The following is a 19,733-nucleotide window of genomic DNA, read 5'->3' on the forward strand; positions in this document are numbered from 1 at the left end:
ATATCAATTCCGCCAAAATATGCTGTCTCCCAAATTGTCGGTTATCTAAAGGGGAAAAGCGCAATTCATGTTGCTCGCCAATATATGGGAAAGCAGAAGAATTTTACCGGTCTTCACTTTTGGGCAAGAGGCTACTACGTCTCTACAGCCGGTCACGATGAAGAGGTGATCCGGCAATACATCAAAAGACACGAAGAAATCGACAAAAAAATCGACCAGCTAGGTTTGTTCAAATAGTAGCCACCTTCAGGTGGCCCCCGATTTTATTTACCGCTTTGAGCGGTTCACAAATTCAAGCCTCCGGCTTTGCCGGAGGTCATGACTGTTTGGAATGCCTGTTTCTGTGGTTTGGTATCTCCAAGTCCGGGGCGATCGATGTGCCGATCAACCTAGCCAACAAAGGCTATTTTTTGTCCCACCAGATCAACGATTCGGAGGCCAAAGTGCTCATCATCGACCAGACGTTGGTCGATCGGCTCGAGTTGATCCAAAACGACCTGCCCAAACTCGAAAAGGTCGTTTTGTGGTCGAAAACGGCACCCATCGAAAGTCTACCGCGACTCAGGTTCGAATGCGTGGATTACCAGGTCCTCCTCGGTGCATCACCCGAATACCCGCATATCGACATCAAGCCGATCGATACGCAGACCATTCTCTACACTTCTGGAACCACCGGGCCAGCCAAGGGGGTTATGGATCCCCACACCAAGATCGCTCACTCGGCCTATGAGTATATCGAAGCGGTCAAAGCCACATCTGCCGATGTCTTCTTTACCTGTTTGCCCCTCTTCCACGCGAACGCACGCATCCTTTGCATTTACCCAGCCATGTTGCTGGGCACCAAAGTGGTCATCTATGAAAAGTTCAGCGCCAGTCAATTCTGGGAGCGGATCAGGAAGGCCGGGGCGACTGTTTTCAACTCTCTAGGGGCGATGGCGCATTTTATCTACAACCAGCCCCGAAAAGCGGACGATGCGGACAATCCTGTGCGGGTCTGTGCGGCGTTTCCGATGCCGCCTGCCATCTATGACGATTTCCAAAAGCGATATAACCTCAAGGTGACCGAGGGCTATGGACTGACGGAAGTCGCAATTATCACCTACAACCCGTTTGACAAACCCAAGAAGGGGTCTTGTGGAAAAGAAACATCGAGCTTCGAGGTTCAAATCGTAGACGAAAACGATTTTCCCGTACCCGCAGGCACGATGGGGGAAATCGTCGCACGCGGAAGGGTTCCTTGGGTCACCTCGAAAGGATACTGGAACAATCCGGAAAAGACGGTCGATCTCATGAGGAACCACTTTTACCACACCGGAGACGGGGGCTATCTGGACGAGGACGGCTACCTTTTCTTCAAGGACCGTATGAAGGATTACATCCGGAGGCGGGGGGAGAACATCTCTTCCTTCGAGATCGAAAAGGTGGTCAATGCCCATCCGAAGGTCTACGAATCCGCCGCCATATCGGTCAAATCCGAACTGTCCGAAGATGAGGTCAAAATCGTCGTTGTCCTTAAGGAGAGTGAAACCCTGTCACCTGAGGATATGCTGGCGTATTGCAAGGATCGCATGCCTTACTTTGCAGTCCCCCGCTACATAGAGTTTGTTGAGGATCTCCCCAAGACCCCGAATGAAAAGATTCAAAAAAACAAGCTGCGCGAATTTGGACTGACGACCGGAACCTGGGACCGGGAGAAGGCTGGTATCAAAGTGGAAAGATGAATTGGAGGACTGAATGAACAACCGTGTGCCCGTAAGAGAAAACCTGTTTGATGAACTCGACGGAGGAAGGCTTCACGCCAATCGGTGTAAAGCGTGTGGAAAGATTTATTTCCCGCAGGCCCCATTCTGTTTCGATTGTCTGGAAAAAACCATGGAGCCTGTGATCCTGAGCCGGAAGGGAAAGCTATACAGTTACACCATAGGCCGAATGGCCTCTACCCATTTTCCGCCCCCCTATGCCGTAGGCCTTATCGATCTTCCTGAAGGCGTCAGGGTGTTTGCACCGCTCGTCATGACCAAGGACGAGCCTTATCGCATAGGCATGCAAATGGAACTGAGCATAGAAGAACTTTGGCAGGAAGAAGACCAACACGTTATCGGCTACAAATTCAAACCCTTGGCCGAATAAATGCAAAGGAGTTATCGATGAGGGAAGTTGCTGTCATTGGAATCGGGCAAAGTGCCTTTGGGAAATTCCCCTTGAGAACAGCGGCCGATCTCGGGGCGGAGGCTGTGAGGGCCGCCCTCGATGATTGCGGGATTTCTCCCAGGGCTATCGAAGTCGCCTATTGCGCAAGGGCTTATGATGCCAATTGCACAGCCCAGGGCGTATTGAAGGAGGTGGGTGTCCGGGGTGTCGAGATGATCAATGTGGAAAACGCCTGCGCCGGCGGAGCCACCTCTTTTCGCGGGGTTTGGAAAGAGATCGCCGACGGCCGCTATGACGTGGGAATCGCCATCGGTGTCGAGTGTATGACGACCAGCCCGATTGCAGGCAAGTTGATCCCCCCTGAGAAATCGGACCTGGAGGGGCACCTTGGCCTGACGATGCCGGCCATGTTTGCCATGGTTGCCCGCAGACAGATGGAGCAAGGGGCTACCGTGCAGGATTTCGCACAGGTCTCGGTCAAGAACCATCATAATGGCTGCCTCAATCCCCAGGCGCAGTACAAGAAAGAGTTTTCAATTGAGGATGTTCTCAACTCCCGCATGATCTGCGACCCGGTCACCCTTCTGATGTGCTGCCCGAACACGGACGGTGCCGCCGCTGCCATTCTGTGCTCCATGGAGGTGGCCCGGCGCTATACCACCCATCCGATCCGCGTCATGGCCTCGGCTCTGTGCTCCGCGGAATACAAGTACATGCAGGAAGACATCTGCGCCTCTCCGGTGGGCATCAAAGTGGCCAAGGCCGCTTATGAGATGGCCGGGGTGGATCCGAAGGACATCGACCTTGTCGAAATGCACGATGCCTTCGCCAATGAAGAAATCCTACGCTATGAAGACCTGATGCTCTGCGCGCCTGGGGAGGGCGTTGAACTCCTGCGCTCCGGCGCTACCGCCATAGGCGGGCGTATCCCGGTCAACCCGAGCGGCGGGCTTTTGTCGCTCGGCCACCCCTTGAGCGCTTCCGGGGTCCGCACGGTATGTGAAGTTGTCCTTCACCTGCGCGGGCAGGCGGGGGCGCGCCAGACGCCGAATGCCAAGGTCGGTCTGGCGCAGATGCTCGGAGGACTTGTGACCAACCTTGAACATGGCGCCGTTGCGGGCATCCATATCCTGGGGCGATGAGGTACTGTCGATGATCCGAAAATTCAACCATGTGGGCATTGCCGTCAGAGATCTGGAGAACGCCGTAGCCTTTTTCGGCGACGTGTACGGAACCCGGCTCCTTCGAAAGGACCGCTATGAAGACGAGCTTTTCGAGTCGGCCATTGTAGAGACAGCGGGTATGCGCATTGAACTGCTCGCGGGTTTAGCCCCGGAGAGTTTCATCTCCCAGTTCGTAAAGGAGCGTGGAGAGGGCATTCATCATATGTCTCTGGAGGTTGAGCAATTCGAAGCGGTCGTTCAGGGCTTGAAGTTTAAAAGGTTGACGATCCTGGGTGAGACCGAAAACGAGAATTTCAAGGCCTGCTTCGTCCATCCAAGAGGAAACCACGGGATCCTGACCGAGATCATTGAACCTAAACCGGGCTGGCCTGTTTAAGGCTCTTTTGAAGAAAAAAACCGATAAAGAAAGGGTGTTGACGATGGAAGAGAAAGCCAAGAGTTTTGAGGAACTGAAGCCGATGCTTCGACCCACCGGTGTCGAGCCGGGGATTATGAAGGTCGACCCGGAGAAATGCACCAGTTGCGGTCTTTGCATTCAGAACTGCCCCTTTAAGTGCCTGGAAATGGATGAAGACGAACATCCAAAGATGAAAAAGGGATGCATTTGCATTTCATGCTCTAACTGCATGGTAGCGTGCCCGGTTGACGCCCTGTCGATCGAAAGGGTCTATTCGGTCAAGGGTGGTTTTTTCGACACGGAAACCCCTGAGGTCAAGATGCCTCTCCCCCCCAAGGATGCCGATGGGAATCCAACCGAATGGAATGCCGTCGAACGTGTCGTGCTAGAACGGAGGAGCGTACGGCACTACAAAAAGAAGGCCGTTCCAGAGACCCTCATCACACGTGTGCTGGAGGGTGGGCGTTTCGCGCCGAGCGGCGGCAACCACCAGCCCTGGAAATTTACCGTCGTCACCGATCCGGAACTCATCGATGAACTCGAGGCAACTCTTCATGGGTTCTGGTCGGGTGTTTACCCGGTTTTCAACAACGATGAAACCGTTACGAACATGGTCGGCGTTGTCGAGACCGGCGTGTTTGATCCTCGAACTCAATACGGTATCCGTTGCATCGCCCTTAAAGAACTGCCGGTTTACCTGGGCGCACCCGTAATTATCTTCATGGGTGCCCACACGAAGCTGAACAACCCTGCGCTCACCATCGGTATCTGCGGGCAGAATATGAACATTGTGGCCAACTCACTCGGATTGGGCGTCTGCTGGACCAACTTCGGGGCTGTACCGATCAATGCGATGCCCGAGCTCAAAGCCAAACTCGGGTTTGGAGAAGATTGGACAGTCGTGACGGCCCTTGTTCTGGGTTACCCGAAATTTAAACAATCCGGAATAGTCGCGCGCCATTACAGACCGGTCACTTGGTTTGGGCCCGGATCCAAAGCACCCCAGATCGAAAAATAGCCCATGAGGCTGCAGTTTCCGAAAGGCGCTGATTTTATGTGAATCTTACTACAGCTTCAAGAAAATGACTGGGGGTGATAACACATTTGTCAGTCGGAATGATCCTTTCCCAATCCTCAACTTAAAAATTCAGGGAGCATACTTATGGACTACTTTGATCTGAATATGAATTTGACATCCGAAGACACCGCCTTGAGAGAGGCTGCCAGCAAATTTGCCAAACAAGTGATGCGCCCCGTTTCAGTACAGCTTGATCAGATGACACCCGAGGAGGCATTCGCTCCAGAATCTCCTTACTGGGATTACATGCGGCAGGCTTATCAACTAGGCTACCACAAGCTGCCATTTCCCGAGGAACTCGGTGGCCCCGGGCTGAACCCTCTCCAGATTCAGTTGATCATGGAGGAACTCGCATGGGGGAGCTTTGGTCTGACCCTTTCCCTAAATACGAGTCTGGACGCCGCCATCGCTTTGGCCGGGACGGAAGAGCACGTCAAGGAGTTCACCATTCCTTACTGTCAGTGTACCGATGCCAGCTATGTCGGCTGTTGGGCTATCACCGAACCTGACCATGGGTCCGACACGGTGATGCCAGGTTATCCGAGCTTCAGCGATCCGAACATTCCAGCCCAGTGTCGCGCGCGCCTCGATGGTGATGATTATGTCATCAATGGCCAGAAGGCGGCCTGGGTTTCCGCCGGACCGTTAGCCAACCGCATCCTTCTCATGTGCCAGATCGAGGCGTCCAAAGGTCATGCGGGCAGCGGCGTCTTCGTTTTCTCTCTGGATCGTCCTGGAGTCGCCAAGGGCAAGCCCTTGAACAAACTTGGAACCCGAGATCTCTGTCAAGGGGAGGTCTACTTCGACAACGTGCGGGTACCGAAAAAGTACCTTATCGTCGGTCCGGAGCATTATGAAAAATTCCTCGAGGCTCATCTCTGTATCACTCTTCCCATGGTAGGCACCTGGGCAACGGGACTCGCGCGCGCGGGTTTCGACGAAGCCCTTGCCTATGCAAGGCAGCGCGTGCAGGGTGGGAAGCTTCTGATCGACCACTCCAATGTTCAGCAGAAGATCACGGACATGTTTCGCAAAGTGGAGGCGAGCCGCCAGCTTTGCCGCGCCGCCTTTGTTTATAATTGGTCGCACCCGCTCAACCCTGAAAAAAGGGCGATTGAATATTCCATTGCCGCTAAAACCTTTGCTACCCAAACCGCTCTGGAGGTTACCAGCGATGCCATTCAGATCCTAGGCGGAAACGGTATCTCAAAAGAATATATTGTCGAGAAGCTATTCAGAGATGCGCGGACGACGCTTATATGCGACGGTTCCAACGACAGCCTCTCTGTCGTTTGCGGGCACAAGGTAGCTGGCACCTACCCGCGCCGATCTGCTTAAAGGAAAGGGAGACAGCCGCTTTTTAGACGGAGGCAAAAAGGACCGTAGCGCTGGATAAGGAGGGGGCGGGCTCAATAAATCCGTCCCCTTCCTTTTTGATAGGTAGCGTCCATCTGCAGATGACCTCCGGCTAGAATCCTGATTTCGGAATAAAAACTGATAAGACAGGAATCCCGTATCTTGATTCTTTGCCTGGACCGGGTCGGCATAGAAACCGGAAGCGGTAGAGGGCCAGTTGACCAAGAGACTGATAAAAGATATATTGTTTGACAATTACGTCCAAAGTTTTTTGCGCTGGTGGTTCCAGATGCGTGTCTTCAGCACTTGGAATATGTTTCGTCACGACTCTTGGAGAGCCATAACTGGATGGATCAGACCGTGTGTATCCGATCAGAGAGAAAGATTGAGGTCCACGGAAGCCTCTCGTCGGTCTACCCGGTTCAGGGAAGCGCTTCTCTTTAAATGTCAGAGTGCACCTTCGGAGAGGCCTCTTTCCGTATTTTCAGTATATTATTTAATTCATTATTTAGCGTAAATAGGTTGAAAATGGTTTTGTGAATTGAAATCAAATAAAAAAATGGTCAATAATGTGAATTGAATAAGGTGTAAAATTTGGAACCGGAATTAGAAAAATTTGAGAAGTTTACAATAAAGGGCCAAAAAAAGATCGATGAGATTTGTCGTGCTGCTGCCAAAATTTTTTATGAAAAAGGATATTTATCGACATCGCTCGCGGATGTTGCCAATGAAATAGGGATTACCAAGGGCGCCATTTTTCACTATTTTGGAACTAAAGAGGAATTACTTTTTTTAATATTGCACCGCTATACAGTCAATGCCCTGAGCGAATTGACAAGAAGGCTGAATGCATGCAATTCGCCCCACGACAGGATATTCGAATACATTCATGCTGTGATCCTTACAAATCGGGAATACCGGCTTGAATCGTCGCTGGCTCTCAATGAAGTTGTCCATCTTTCTGAACGGTACTTGAGTATTATCAAAAATAAACAGCGCGGTTTCGTAAAAATACTGAGATCTCTGGTTGAAGACCTTTTAGATGAAAAAGAGAAGAAATACGAGTCAGTTACCTTTATTACCTATTCTTTGCTGGGAATGTGCACCTGGCCCTACCGCTGGTTTGATCCCTATGGCAAATCAAGCCCCGAGGATCTGAGCCTCATCATCTACAGAATGTTTCTAGGAGAGATCAGGTTTCGCGAAGCTGGCGTAGATTTGGAGGCATTTCCCAAGATCGAAACGGGGTCCTGCTGAAAAGAAGACTTTTTTGTGCGGAGTTCGTTCTGAGCCCCTGTCAAAATTTTTTCGCTCTTCGTGAATTCGTCGTTTTCCTCTGATTTTCTCCAGTGACGCCTTGACTTTGTTTTGTGTCGAGAATCTGTGCCCCTTCCGCATGGATGCTCTTTTCTTGACCCTGGATCGAACCTCAATCCCTGGTTCCATTTGAGGGGTCTGCCCCACAGGGCAGGGAAAGGCGGTATCCCGTCTGTGGGTGCAGGAATGGGTCCCAGGGCTTTCAAAGAGCGCGGGCCAGGGAATGTCCATCAGAATTTAGAGGTGTACGAAAAGGAAGTTGGGTATATGGCTGGGGAAAAGAAAAAAGACACGAAAAAAGGGCTTGCGTTTTTGACCGCAAGCCCTTGTTTTTACTGGTGGCGTCCCCAACCGGATTTGAACCGGTGTTGCCGGCGTGAAAGGCCGGTGTCCTGGACCTGGCTAGACGATGGGGACGCTGCTGGGATGAAACTGTCAAGCAGCGAGGCAGATGATCATCGCCGGGGTATTCACCCCAGAGAGGGTCCGATTTCCTGCTGTTTGCTCGCTTCGCTGCCGAATCGAAGGGAAAGAGGTCCTGTCGATAAGCGATCGGCGAAACACGAAACCGCCTTATACCTTTTGGGACTGCTGTTTGCAAGTGTTTTTTGAGGCGAATGGTTTTTTAGAGGGTCTTTTTTCACCCAGCAGCGCTTGCCCGCCGCAGACTGAAGCTTCACGACGCGCGATGTCACAGTCCGCCGCTCCTCGGCACGAGCCACCCGGACCGGGTAAAGGCGAAGCAAAGGACGGCCAAGAGGTAGAGCATCATGAAGCCTAGATGGGCGATGTCGATGAACATGGTCGCTCCGGGTGAGAAGACGATGTCGGGCAGGTTCTTGAGCACCCTGAAGACCCCGGTGACGACGATGCCGGCGAGCAGAGCGATCCTGACCAAGCCGGCGCCGCTGAGGCGGTATCGTCTTCTGTCGAGGACGAGGTAGTCGACTGCCGCGAATGCGATCAGCCCCAGGAGAAGAACGGCCCCGAGGTAGTGGATGTAGTGCGTTGCGAAAAAGTCAGCCGACCAGGCCATCCCGGGAATGTCGGAGATGTAATAGCGTTTGAAGATCGGCATCTGGCCGAATCCCGTAAAGGCCAGCACGATCCAAGTGAGCGTGTAGAGCCGGAAAATGATTTTCCGGCCGGGCTGAGCGATGACTTGGGTGTCAGCGGTTTTCATCATGGCCTGCCTCCGAGTTGCCGGTGTCCTTGATGGTCTTGTAGATCTTGCCTACAGCGGCCGCGATCCCTGCGAAAGGGGCGATGACCATCGCCTTCGCGAGATTGTCGGCGTGTTCCATAGTGTTTTCCACCGGCTTCAGATGGGGTTTTCCGGGCCCCTTTTCGATGGCGCGGTTAAGCTCCTGAAAGGGCACCGGCGAGACGTAGATCGTGTTCGTGCCGCCGTTCTCCTTCTCGCCGTAGATATAGCCGTTGATCTCTTTGGCGATTTGATGCGCCTTTTGGAGGATCTCCTCACGAGGGCCGATCTGCTGCACATTCTGGGGGCAGATCTCGATGCAGGCCGGCAGTTCGCCTTCCTCGATCCGGTTGTAGCACCGGTCGCACTTGTACATGACGCCGTTTCCTGCAAAGGCCGGCAGAAGATCCAGGTAGAGGCCGACCCCGGTCTGCCGCTGCGGGATGTGCCACGGGCAGACGTCTTTGCACTTGGAGCCGCCCAGGCAGACATCCGAATTGATGCGGGTGATGCCGTTTTTCAGCTTGAACGCTGCACCCCAGGGGCAAAGGTCCGCACAGGGCGGGTTCTGGCAGTGCATGCATCGCCGCGGAACGTGAAGCGTCCGCTCTTCACCTTTCATTTTGACCGTTGCGTTCTGAATGAAGACCCAGTTGTACGGGGTCAGCCGATCGCTTGTGTACCGTTTATCGGACCAGTCCTCGACCTTGACCCGGCTCGGGTACATCTTGGGGTAGGGCTTTTCGGGTTCGGGAAATTTGGGTGCATTGACATCCTTGCAGGCTTCCACGCAGGCCTCGCAGCCGATGCACTTGCGGATGTCGATCAGGGTCGCCAACTCCTGGCCGCCGGCCGCCCTGGCGCTTTTGGGAAGAGGCAGGGCGCTCATTCCGGCCACGCCGGCTGCGGCCAGAGTGCCCTTCAAAAACGATCGGCGTGAAATCTTCGGATCCATGGTTTCTTATCCCCCGTGTGATTTTGCTCTAAAGATCCATGAGATGGGAAAAGGTTACACCTCGATGTGATCGAAACGGTTCTCCCAGGGACAAGATCTCGGCCGCAGGGGGAGCGATGCAAGAAACTGCATGAGCGCGCCGTGGGGGAGATCTGCCCGTCTCGGCCTATGGGCCTCGGGTGCAGGGAAGGTCATGGTGGATCGGCACCTTGCGCAGAAAGATCCGCCCCTCGGGGCCTCACGTGCGGGGAAGATCATCCGCAGGTTCGGTTCGATGCAGGGAAAGGCTTGACGGGATTTCGCATGTATTGTATTTCTCGGTGCGCCGGGATCCGGCAATACTCCATCATGAGGATGAAAACATGCAGATAACCGATCATATTCACGCAATTCGCATCCCCTTCCGCCTCGAGTTCTCACCTGAAAAGTCGGTCGAACGATTCGTCTATGCCTTCATGGTCTTTGACAACCAGATAACCCTGATCGACAGCGGCGTCTCGGGTTCGGAGCACTTGATCTTCGATTACATCCGGGCGAACGGAAGGCACCCGGACGAGATCGGGATGCTCGTCCTGTCCCATTCCCACCCCGATCATATCGGTTCGGCGAAGGCCATCAAGGCGGAGACTGGCTGCACCGTTCTGGCGCACAAGGCCGAAAAGGCCTGGATCGAGGACACCGACCTCCAATTCAAAGAACGACCGGTTCCGGGATATCACAAACTCGTGGGAGGGCCTGTTTCGCTGGACAGGCTGCTCGTGGATGGGCAGACGCTCGACCTGGGCGGCCCTGTGTCCTGCGAGGTCCTTCACACCCCCGGGCATTCGGCGGGGTCGATCTCCCTTTTCTTCGGGCGCGAGAAGGCCCTGTTTTCAGGGGACGCGCTGATCCTCCCCGGTGAACTGCCGATCTATGACGACATCCGCACGTGCGTTGCATCGATGAAACGCCTCCGAAAGGTTTCGGATGTCGAAGTGCTCCTTTCGTCGTGGGAAGCGCCCATCGAGGGGCGCGAAGCCATCATGAGCCGCATCCAAGAGGGTATTCGTTACCTTCAGAGGATTCATCAAACCGTTCTGGAGCTCAGTCAATCGGAAACGGCCGACCCGATGGAGTTGTGCCAATCTGTGGTGGAAGCGTTGGGGTTGCCGATGATTGCAGTCAATCCGATTGTTGCCAAGGCATTCGCCTCGAGTCTGGGTTCCGGGATAGACGACATGTTGTTTGATCAATAGTCAGATCGACTGGTTTCTTACGGCATCTCCGTTCTTTTTACTCAAGGATGTGCAGTTTCACGACAGGTGAATGTTTTCATGATGTTGAGGTCCAGCTTTTTTCGACAAAATCGATGGCTTGACATATCTTTCTAAATTTACTAGAATTTCATAAACTCAGCTGGTTGGCTCAGATCATTAGAACGTAATCATCGATGCGGAGGTGCACCATGAAGACACTGATTTTTGGGTTGCTTTTGGGGATCATCATCGGCGCCGGCGGATACTGGTATATGACTGCGGACCGTACGACTCCGGGTATACAAGAAGCGGAAGAGCGTGCAGCGTCGCAGGCCGAAAAGGCCTATGATTCCGTTCGGGCGGCCGGCGAACAGGTGAAGGAGGCTTTGGCCGCCAAACTGGAGGCGTTCGAGCTGCGCAGTGAAGACATCCAGCAGGAACTCGCCGAGCAGGGCCGTGTCGTCCGCCGCAAAGCCCGCGATATCGGGGAGGTTGCAACGGATGCCGCCGTCGATTCACGCGCGACGGCGATCATCAAAGCCAGACTGGCGGCGGACCCCGATCTCTCGGCCCTCAGCATATCTGTTTCCACAACAAAGGGTCAGGTGACGCTCTCGGGCACGGTCGCTTCCGCCGAGCTCATCGGGAAGGCGATGGCGCTCGCCCTGGAGGTGGAGGGCGTGCGTGAGGTCGTCTCTACCCTGCAGATAGGGTGAGGAAACACCGCTTCGAGCTGGAAACGGTCGGATGTCACTCCGGTTCTTTGTCCTTCTTTGGAGGAACGACGCCCGCCGCCTCGGCTTCTTGAGCGGCTATGGACGCTTTGGCGGCCGCCTTGGCGGCCCTGCGGGCGGTTTTATCGGCTTTCAGTGAGGCTTCCTCGACTTGCTTTTCAATGAGAGCCATGGCCTCGGAATCGGCAGTGCCGCTTTCGAGGCGCTGCTGGTCCGCTTTCCGCTGCACTTTTTCGAATGTTTCGGCCGCGTCCTGCGCCTCGGCCGCCGCTTCGTCGGCCCGCTTTCTGGCATCTTCGAGCGCATCGAGGAGTCTTGCCGATTCGCCGGCCTTGCCGGACTCGGGTTCGGCATCCAGTTCGACATCGCGGGCGGCCAGCGCCATCGCGGTCACCGGCAGAAAGAAAAGCGTCTCCCCCATGGGATTGCCGAAGACATCGACCACCTGGTTCCTTCGAATCCGGAAGGGCAGGAAAACGAGGGAGGAGTCCCCGGAATACTCGGCCACTTTGTCGGCGTCGACATCGGCGATGATCTGGGGCTCCGCATCGATCCGCACGTCTTCGAGCATCTCCTCCAGTTTCTCCATCGTCAGGTCCTCCTGCGAGCCGCCTGCGGAGGCGAGCAGGCGGATCCTGGCCTTGGCCCATTTTTCGTGGCGGGTCATCAGGTAGGAGAGGAGCAGCATCAGGCGGCTGGTGGCGTCGTTGCGCCACCAGACATCGATGACCAATTCACTTGCCGGTATCTCCTCCAGGGCTTGCCATTTGTCGGCCTTTGCATCGAGGACGACGAGGTTGCAGCCGAAGAACCGAGCGGCGCGCAGGTTGATGCCGAAATCGAGTCCGTCAAGCCCAAGAAGGGTCCCGGGGGTCTGCCCCATCCAGTTGAGCAGAATGGTGTTCGCCTTGAGAGGTCCGATGCCGTAAGCCTGGATAACCGATTGGATGCCCGCCTGGAGGGTCGGCGCCACCATGATGAGCGGAAAGGCGCCGACGCCGCACTCCTGGATATCGCGCTGCAACTCCGCTTCGGCCTCCTCTTTGCGTTTGAGCATCTGCACGCCTTCACCCTCGAGGACTCTGACGACGGTCGTCAGGCCGCTGGTGCCTTCGATCCACGAAGAAAATCGTAGCAACTGGGATCGACGCTCCGGATTGTCCGAGAAGGCGAGGATCTCGGGCCGCCAGTACCGGGGGTGCTCCGGCAGGCCGATGGACTCCAGCAGATGCTCCCGGACCACCTGCATGTGGTAGGAGCGGCGGCTGTCGGCCCACCTGAGGGGGTGGGCCGTCCGCTTGAGATACTGAAAGATGGCGAAAAGGACCACCAGGGCGAAGAGGCCGGAGCGAAAATCCACCGCCAGCATGGTTCCGAGACATGCGAGTGCTCCGGCGAGGCTGAGCCACTTGTTGAAATATTGGAATCGCGGCCGGAAGGAAGGGCTGGCGGAGCGCGCCTCGAAGTAGGTCGCGTAGTTCAACAGGCCATAGGAGATCAGAAAGAACATCGACACGACGGCTGCTATCAGGTTGAGCTGCCCCAGCGCGATGGTGGCGTAGGCGATCCCGGCCGAGAGCAGGACCCCGCGGCGCGGGTTGTTCGAGGGCCCCGCCCCTTTGGCGAAGGGGTTCAAAAAGGGGAAGATCCGGTCGGAGGCCATGGATTGCAGGATGCGCGGTGCGCCGAGGAAAGAGGCCATAGCAGATGACAAGGTGGCCGCGATGACCCCGGCGTCGATGAGAGGCCCGAAATAGGCGATTCTCCGCATGGCACCATAATCCCCGCTCAAGACATCCCCCGGCAGGACGGCTGCAAAGACCACCGCCGAGAGGAAATAGACGACGATCGAGATCCCCACTGCCAAAAAGGTGCCGCGGGGCAGGCTGTAGCCGGGGTCTTTGAGGTCCCCCGACATGCTGACTCCCTGAGTGAACCCCGTAACCGCCGGGAAGAAGATCGCGAAAAGCGCCCAGAAAGGCATGGATGATTGCGGGGTGGGCCAGTTCTCGATCAGCAGCGTCGCATCCCACTGCAGGATCCCTCCGGCGAAAAACGAAAGCAGGGCGAGGCCCAAGGTGAGCATGACCCCGTACTGCAGGCGCGTGGCCCAATCGGCGCCCAGCCAGGCGAAGATAAAGAGGAAAGAGACGGCCGATGCAGCGACGATCTGGGTCAGGTGGGGGACTCGGACCGGGAGGAGGGCTCCGACCGCCTCGCCGAAGCCGATGCAGTAAAAAGCAACGGAGACGGATTGCGCCAGAAACAGGACGATCCCGATCGCCCCTCCAAACTCGATCCCGAGGGTGCGCGAGATCAGATAGTAGTCTCCCCCTCCTCTGACCCGGAGGTTGGTGGCTATGGCTGAGAGGGAGATGCTGGTCAGGACGGAGATCGTGTTGGCGAGGAGCAGGATCAGGAGGGCGAGCCCCAGCCCGGCGCTTCCGACCACGAACCCCATTCTCAAGAACAGGATGATACCGAGAATGGTCAGGATGCTCGGCGTGAAGACCCCGGCGAAGGTCCCCAGCGTGCCTTGAGATTCGAGCGTTTCGGCCTTGCCCTTGGGCGGGGCCTTTAGCGTCGTATCGTTCATTCTACCGCATATCCTGAATCAAATGCCTTCGTAAGGGACGGTTTGCGCCCATCAGGAAGGGATCATCCCATGAGGCCGCGCCTTCCACCTCGGATTGGAAGCTGAGTCATACCGCGAAATCATTTCCGGATGGATACTAGCTCATTTCCGGATTGAAAACCTTGCCGCGCCGGATGCTCTTTTTTTGGATGAACACTAGCTCGACTTCGACAGCAGATATTCCATCAGGGCAACCGCCTGATTGTATTGAACATCCTTCGCGGAGTAAAGCAGGGTCAGCGTTCCCCTCGAGGCAAGGCCGCGCAGCCGGTCGATGATCTCCGGCTTCTGATCGAGTTCGTCGAAATAGCGCCGTTTGAAGGCCTCCCATTTGGCGGGGTCGTGTGCGTACCATTTGCGGAGTTCAGTGCTCGGGGCCGCGTCCTTGAGCCACTCATCCGCTTCGAGCCGATCCTTTTTCATCCCGCGAGGCCAGAGGCGGTCGACCAGGATGCGGGTCCCATCTTTTTCGTCGATCGGGTCATAGACCCGTTTCGCTTGGATGTTCAAGCGGCTGCCTCCATCTGTTTGGAAAGGCCTGAGGGCTCTTCGGGAAGATCATCCTCTGCGTCCCCGTGCCGGAGATTCGGCAACCCCGCGGAAGGGACGGCCGCCTCAGTAAAGGAAACCGAAATATCCGAAGAGGAGCCCCAGTGGAACTGCTGCAAGTGGAAGCCACATCAAGCCCCGCTCCCCGAGAAAAGGCCTGGAATAGCCTTCGACGAACCCCGGGAAGGCGATGAGGAGCACGCCCTTGATCAGGGCCAGCCATCCCAGAAGAGTGATCAGAACCCTCCAGTCCTTCACCCAGAGGTTGTGGTGGCTCACCACGAGGGATCCAAGGACGACGGCCATGAAACCCGCCAGATAGATCACGGCGGCGTTTCTGTAGAAGTCTGCGATCAGCCTGCGATAATAGCTCCGGCTGAAGAGCGCGCCTGCCGCAGCCGCAAGATAGATGATGGATGCCATCCTCGCGATGACCACCGAAAGTTCGGATTCTCCCTGCATGACCATGACCCTCCCTGCAGATGCCTGTCGGCTTTTTTTCAGAGGTGGAGACCGGAAGCGAACGGTGTACCGGAAGTCGAGTCTGCCGAAAGCGCCTCAGGTGATGTGCTTCATCTGAACGGCCTCCAGCGGACAGGCCTCGATGCAGTCCCAGCATCCCATGCACAAATCCTGAAAGACGATGGGCGGCTCGAATCTGCCGTCTATCTGTTTCATCACCCGGTGGGTGCAAGCCGCCGCCGCGGCGCATATCCCCTCATCGGGGCTGCATTTCCGTGGCTCGCACTTTTCGTAATCGACCATTGCAAATGACTTTTTACCCTGCATATTCATGTACTATCCGTGATTCTCGCTTTGATGAAAGGGTGTTCAGCGTGCCAGGCCAGATGCCGATCAAGCATGGGCAGATGGTTCGACAAGATCGGACATGGGAGGGAAGCTTCCCCTCTGACACAGGATGAAGCGGTGAAATAGGCTGATGTTCGACGTCTATATAGTCTGCGAATTCGTTTTCAGGGCATCTCCTTTTGGGGCAGGTTCGAGGCGTAGCTTCCCTCCAGCGTCCGGGAGCGGCTTCCCAGCGGAGAACGGTCTTTGGATGGTGGTGGGGAAGGGCGATTGCCGCGCGAATCTGGCGCATCTTAGCATTTCTTTTGACAGGAGCCAACCGACAACCTGGGATCATGTTTGGCTGTAAACGTTTTACATCCGGTGGACCCGGATCTCGGCGCGGGAAGGAGGCCCCCGATCAGGGATGGAAACCGAAAAGCGGGATCCGGTTTCATTTTTGATTTGGCGGACACATATGACCTTTGGAATTTTTTGTTAACATCGTCCTCGAACTTGGATACAGTTGCCGCATGGTTCTATGGGGGCGTTCCCGAAGGTTTGTTGCCATTTGAAAAGAGTTTTTTTCGACCGATTAAACGATTTCGCAGAGGAAAGATGAGCAGAGAAAAAATCGCGATCCGCCGTATGGAAAGGGACGAAGTCGAACTGGCCCTCGAGTGGGCTGCGCAGGAAGGCTGGAACCCCGGCCTTCACGATGCTGAATGTTTTTACGCCGCCGATCCGCGCGGCTTCTTCATGGCCGAGATTGACGGTGAGCCGGTTGGCTGCATCTCGGCCGTCGCCTATGAAGAGAATTTCGGGTTCGCGGGATTTTTTATCGTGCGTGAGGACGTACGGCACCTCGGAATCGGCATGATGCTTACCCGCAAAGCCATGGACTATCTCGGCGACCGCACCGTGGGGGGCGACGGGGTGGTGGGGATGCTGCCAAAGTATGAACAGATCGGCTTCCGCATTGCGCATCAGAACGCGCGCTATGAAGGGGTCGGGGCCGTTTCCGGCGGGCCTCTCTCCGATTTGCGCGACCTGCCGTTCAGCGAACTCGAACAGTATGACCGCCGTTTTTTCCCCGCCCCCCGCACGGCCTTTCTGGAAAGGTGGATCAGCCGGCCGGGAACCAGAGGCTGCGCGGCGACCGTCGACGGGCGCGTGGCCGGCTACGGGATCATCCGTCCATGCCGGGTCGGTTTCAAGATCGGACCGCTTTTTGCGGATACGCCCGAGGTCGCTGAAGACCTCTTTCGATCCCTGACGGGGTTCGCCGAGGGCGAAAAAATTTTCTTGGATATCCCCGTCTGCAACCCGTTTGCGCGCGAACTGGCGGAGCGGCACGCCATGCAGAAGGTGTTCGAGACGGCCCGGATCTACAAAGGCGATGCCCCGCCGCTGCCTCTGCAGAGCATCTACGGCATCACCAGCTTCGAACTGGGTTGATCGTGGGGTCGGACCAAGCCATCTGTTTGAAATCGCGATGTTATCGCGTGAAAAAATAGCGATTTTCGGCCTTAGAGCCGGCTTTTGCCGACCCAAAAACCCATTTTAAGGAAACAAGTGTTGCCTATCCTGCATAGGCATCTCAAATCATTCACCGACGGCCACAGCCTTCGTGGTCAGGAAGTCAAATTTCATTTTCATCCCGGTACTTCCAGCCCAGCTTGAAAAGGTCCAGTTCCGTGTCCATGTCAACGCGGCTTGACTCCATGAGTTCGGCCGACTTCGAAGCGCCGGGAAATGCAGGCTCGCTCTCCTGCGCCGCAGAAGCAGACAAGTGATGGGACCGGGGAGAGGGTCCGAGGCGGTGAGTACCGTTGCGGGTGTCCGCACAGATTGCAGTGTGTGAGATCTTGAAACAGCCTGAGCGGGTTTTCCGGTTTTGAGTGCGGTTCAGAATTCTCTGGAGGTTGATCGGCCGGTGTTGCGCGTAAATTTTGCAAAATGGTGGCCGAATTTCAACCCCGAGCGAAACTTTCTGGTCAATGGTCTGCGGATGCATTTCGATGTCGAGGTCGCGGCGGATCCGGATATCCTGTTCTTTTCGGTATTCCAAGGTGAATTGCCTGCGGGCGACTATCTGAAGGTTTTCTATACGGGTGAGGCCCGCCGTCCGGACATGTCGGCAGCCGATTGGGCATTTTCCTACGAATACGATGAAGATTTTCGTCACCCTCGTCACCTCAGAGTACCGTTATACGCTATCGAGATCGACGGCCGCGCTTTCCGGGATGACTGGGGGCGGGAATTGGTCAAGACTGGAGACTACTCCGACAGGATCATGGCGGAAGGGCGTAAGGACTTTTGCGCCTACGTCGCCTACAAGGATGCCTGGGCCCGCTGTGCCATGTTCGATCGGTTGGCGGCATACCACAGGGTTGTCGCCCCGGGGGTCAGCAGGAACAATGCGCCGCCGATTTCGGACGGGGATCCCGGGAGGTCAAGGGGCAATGAAGAGTTTCAGGCCCTCAAGTGCCGCTTTTTCCAAACGTTCCGGTTCGCCCTGGTCTTTGAGAACTGCAGTTATCGCGGTTATACTTCGGAGAAGCTGGTCGATGCCATGCGGGCGGGCTGCATACCGATCTATTGGGGCAATCCGGCGGTGAAGCGGGAATTCAACCCGCGCAGCTTCGTCAACGTCAGCGACTATGAAGCCGAGGAATCCGCCCGCCTTCCCGGATGGCTCAAACGAATCCCTTTCTTCTACAAGGTGTTTTGGAGATATTGCATCATGCCCCGTGCCATGGATCGGGCCGCAACCGTCGTGCGGGAAATCGACACCGATCCCGGGTTGCGGCGTGCGGTGCTCGCCGAACCCTGGTTTCACAAAAATCAACCGAATCGGTATTTCGATCCGTCACCGCTGAACGAGCGGATGCGGGAGATCGGGGAGTCCGCGCTGGCGCGCAAGCAAAAGGGGCGAAGGGTTTTCAGATGAAGGAATTGGACCCCTGAACAGCGTGTTGAAAAATGGATTCTCTACAGGCGGTTGAAAAACCCCCGGATGCAAGGCCAGCGGCACGGAATGCGTGCAGCGCAGCAGTCTGGTTTTTTTAACTGCCTGATAAAGAAGGCCAAGGGGCCTGAGAGTCTCGTGTTTGTCTGGCAGGCTTTCCGAAAGGGGCATCACTCGCAGTTTCTTGGAATTCCCACTGATTGAAATGCTTTGCCGCCAAGCAGGGAATTCAGGTCCGCTTTGAATTCCTGCATGAGCACCTGAACGGATCCACCGATCGCTTCAGCCTTTGTGGTTGGGTGATCGAATTCCATCTTGGAGCATGGATGATTGTAATCGGCGATGTAGGTCTTCTCGAAGAGCAGATCGCCCGTCTTCACGTCGGTCAATTTCAGATCCATGTGGACCGTCCCGATGACATAGGTCTCGGTGCAGCCGTAGATCAATCCTCCCACCCCACCAGTCAACGCACTGAGGACAACCGTTGCAGCCACGATTTCGTCCCCATCCGGGCACTCCCATTGCAGCATGAGAAGGTCCAGGTCCGCATGCAGGTCGGTATCGTTTGATTCTACGAATGCCGTTTCACCCTCGGCTTTGGAGTCGGGACGCACGACGTTTCTGAAGAGGCCGGTGCTGATCATTTCACGCTCGATGATGCGATCGATCTCCTCGACGGGGCGCTGTTCGAAGATGGCATCGATATCGGTGTCACCCTGCCGCCGGTCATCCAGTCTATCCAGGCTGATCGAGAGATTTCCCGAACGGTTTGCACGGATGTCGGGAGTGTTGTAGACGAAAGGGGTCTTGGTTGCGCAGGCGTTGCAGAGAGAAAGAATCGCCACGACGAATAACAGATTTTTTGCCATGTTAAACCTCCTTATTTGCAGTTTCAGGATAACGTGATACTGTTTTGGCTGATGCCCCATGCCGTGATTCGTGCGCTGTCTGCGCAGCGTCGGGTCTTTTCAGCAAGGCCCAAACCGGGATTCGACGCCCGGCGGTGGAACTGCGCGGCGGAAGCGGCCAACAAAAACCGTTGTTTTGGAATCGCGAACCGTATGATCGTTTGCGTCCCTTTCCGGATGGACACCGGCCGGGTTGCCCGAGTCTCGCCGCGATCACAGCGGCGCTTACGATCCTGCAAACTGTGCGCCAGGGCTGCATCCATTGCTGTC

General features: G+C 55.7%; 19 protein-coding genes, 1 tRNA gene and 1 pseudogene. 13 read left to right on the forward strand and 8 right to left on the reverse strand.

Translation table 11 applies throughout. From position 1 onward, the window contains the following. From tnpA to H567_RS0117305, 8 genes are all read left to right on the forward strand, one after another. On the forward strand, positions 1 to 237 hold a 237-nt coding region (tnpA, locus tag H567_RS0117270; protein WP_028322349.1), incomplete at its 5' end, for an IS200/IS605 family transposase. Positions 238 to 326: 89 nt separating this feature from the next. Next, positions 327 to 1,721, forward strand: coding sequence for an AMP-binding protein (locus H567_RS25695; protein ID WP_051185069.1), 1,395 nt, complete (start codon positions 327 to 329; stop codon positions 1,719 to 1,721). Between the two features lie 13 nt (positions 1,722 to 1,734). Next, positions 1,735 to 2,130 carry a Zn-ribbon domain-containing OB-fold protein gene (locus tag H567_RS25700; RefSeq protein WP_051185070.1) on the forward strand — a complete coding sequence of 132 codons (396 nt, stop codon included), beginning with the start codon at positions 1,735 to 1,737 and terminating at the stop codon, positions 2,128 to 2,130. Positions 2,131 to 2,147: 17 nt separating this feature from the next. Then, positions 2,148 to 3,293 (forward strand): thiolase family protein, encoded by a 1,146-nt coding sequence (locus H567_RS0117285; protein WP_028322350.1) that lies wholly within the window; start codon positions 2,148 to 2,150, stop codon positions 3,291 to 3,293. A 10-nt stretch (positions 3,294 to 3,303) separates the two neighbouring features. Next, a complete protein-coding gene (locus H567_RS0117290) occupies positions 3,304 to 3,711 on the forward strand; it encodes a VOC family protein (protein ID WP_028322351.1) in 408 nt (135 codons plus the stop codon). 43 nt (positions 3,712 to 3,754) lie between these two features. Beyond that, positions 3,755 to 4,750 carry a nitroreductase family protein gene (locus tag H567_RS0117295; protein WP_035254951.1) on the forward strand — a complete coding sequence of 332 codons (996 nt, stop codon included), beginning with the start codon at positions 3,755 to 3,757 and terminating at the stop codon, positions 4,748 to 4,750. 144 nt (positions 4,751 to 4,894) lie between these two features. After that, positions 4,895 to 6,148, forward strand: a complete 1,254-nt coding sequence (locus H567_RS25705; RefSeq protein ID WP_035254952.1) for an acyl-CoA dehydrogenase family protein — start codon at positions 4,895 to 4,897, stop codon at positions 6,146 to 6,148. 612 nt (positions 6,149 to 6,760) lie between these two features. Then, positions 6,761 to 7,423: a TetR/AcrR family transcriptional regulator gene (locus H567_RS0117305; protein WP_028322353.1), complete on the forward strand. Its 663-nt coding sequence runs from the start codon at positions 6,761 to 6,763 to the stop codon at positions 7,421 to 7,423. A gap of 399 nt (positions 7,424 to 7,822) precedes the next feature. Here the strand turns inward: H567_RS0117305 and H567_RS0117310 are convergent. The 3 genes from H567_RS0117310 to H567_RS0117320 form a co-directional block, all read right to left on the reverse strand. Continuing rightward, a tRNA-Glu gene (locus tag H567_RS0117310) sits at positions 7,823 to 7,900 on the reverse strand. A gap of 274 nt (positions 7,901 to 8,174) precedes the next feature. Continuing rightward, positions 8,175 to 8,669: a hypothetical protein gene (locus H567_RS28660; RefSeq protein WP_051185071.1), complete on the reverse strand. Its 495-nt coding sequence runs from the start codon at positions 8,667 to 8,669 to the stop codon at positions 8,175 to 8,177. After that, positions 8,653 to 9,642, reverse strand: a complete 990-nt coding sequence (locus H567_RS0117320; protein WP_028322355.1) for a 4Fe-4S dicluster domain-containing protein — start codon at positions 9,640 to 9,642, stop codon at positions 8,653 to 8,655. The genes H567_RS28660 and H567_RS0117320 overlap by 17 nt, the downstream gene beginning before the upstream one ends. Positions 9,643 to 10,004: 362 nt before the next feature. Here H567_RS0117320 and H567_RS25710 point away from each other — a divergent pair, with 362 nt between their 5' ends. Both H567_RS25710 and H567_RS27440 read left to right on the forward strand, forming a co-directional pair. Beyond that, entirely contained in the window at positions 10,005 to 10,877 is an 873-nt protein-coding gene (locus H567_RS25710; protein WP_035254966.1) for an MBL fold metallo-hydrolase, read from the forward strand. Between the two features lie 209 nt (positions 10,878 to 11,086). Next, positions 11,087 to 11,593: a BON domain-containing protein gene (locus H567_RS27440; RefSeq protein ID WP_051185072.1), complete on the forward strand. Its 507-nt coding sequence runs from the start codon at positions 11,087 to 11,089 to the stop codon at positions 11,591 to 11,593. A 34-nt stretch (positions 11,594 to 11,627) separates the two neighbouring features. Here H567_RS27440 and H567_RS25720 read toward each other — a convergent pair whose 3' ends face one another. The 4 genes from H567_RS25720 to H567_RS25725 all read right to left on the reverse strand — a co-directional run bounded on the left by H567_RS25720 (position 11,628) and on the right by H567_RS25725 (position 15,584). Continuing rightward, a complete protein-coding gene (locus tag H567_RS25720) occupies positions 11,628 to 14,207 on the reverse strand; it encodes an amino acid permease (RefSeq protein WP_051185073.1) in 2,580 nt (859 codons plus the stop codon). A 195-nt stretch (positions 14,208 to 14,402) separates the two neighbouring features. Beyond that, a complete protein-coding gene (locus tag H567_RS0117345) occupies positions 14,403 to 14,756 on the reverse strand; it encodes a DUF488 domain-containing protein (RefSeq protein ID WP_028322356.1) in 354 nt (117 codons plus the stop codon). A gap of 105 nt (positions 14,757 to 14,861) precedes the next feature. Beyond that, complete coding sequence (locus H567_RS0117350) at positions 14,862 to 15,257, reverse strand: hypothetical protein (protein ID WP_153306243.1); 396 nt, start codon at positions 15,255 to 15,257, stop codon at positions 14,862 to 14,864. A gap of 96 nt (positions 15,258 to 15,353) precedes the next feature. Then, on the reverse strand, positions 15,354 to 15,584 hold the full coding sequence (locus tag H567_RS25725) for a 4Fe-4S binding protein (RefSeq protein ID WP_161626649.1): 231 nt from the start codon (positions 15,582 to 15,584) through the stop codon (positions 15,354 to 15,356). Positions 15,585 to 16,202: 618 nt separating this feature from the next. On the opposite strand from H567_RS25725, the gene H567_RS0117360 reads away from it, so the two are divergent. The 3 genes and pseudogenes from H567_RS0117360 to H567_RS0117370 all read left to right on the forward strand — a co-directional run bounded on the left by H567_RS0117360 (position 16,203) and on the right by H567_RS0117370 (position 18,537). Then, a complete protein-coding gene (locus H567_RS0117360) occupies positions 16,203 to 17,042 on the forward strand; it encodes a GNAT family N-acetyltransferase (RefSeq protein WP_028322358.1) in 840 nt (279 codons plus the stop codon). Between the two features lie 478 nt (positions 17,043 to 17,520). Beyond that, positions 17,521 to 17,745 (forward strand): annotated as a pseudogene (locus tag H567_RS30135) (glycosyltransferase); the annotation flags it as partial. Positions 17,746 to 17,847: 102 nt separating this feature from the next. Continuing rightward, a complete protein-coding gene (locus tag H567_RS0117370) occupies positions 17,848 to 18,537 on the forward strand; it encodes a glycosyltransferase family 10 domain-containing protein (RefSeq protein ID WP_244155504.1) in 690 nt (229 codons plus the stop codon). Between the two features lie 188 nt (positions 18,538 to 18,725). Here H567_RS0117370 and H567_RS0117375 read toward each other — a convergent pair whose 3' ends face one another. Further along, complete coding sequence (locus H567_RS0117375) at positions 18,726 to 19,424, reverse strand: hypothetical protein (protein ID WP_028322360.1); 699 nt, start codon at positions 19,422 to 19,424, stop codon at positions 18,726 to 18,728. Positions 19,425 to 19,733: the final 309 nt, after the last annotated feature.

Source organism: Desulfatiglans anilini DSM 4660, from assembly GCF_000422285.1.
GTDB lineage: Bacteria > Desulfobacterota > DSM-4660 > Desulfatiglandales > Desulfatiglandaceae > Desulfatiglans > Desulfatiglans anilini.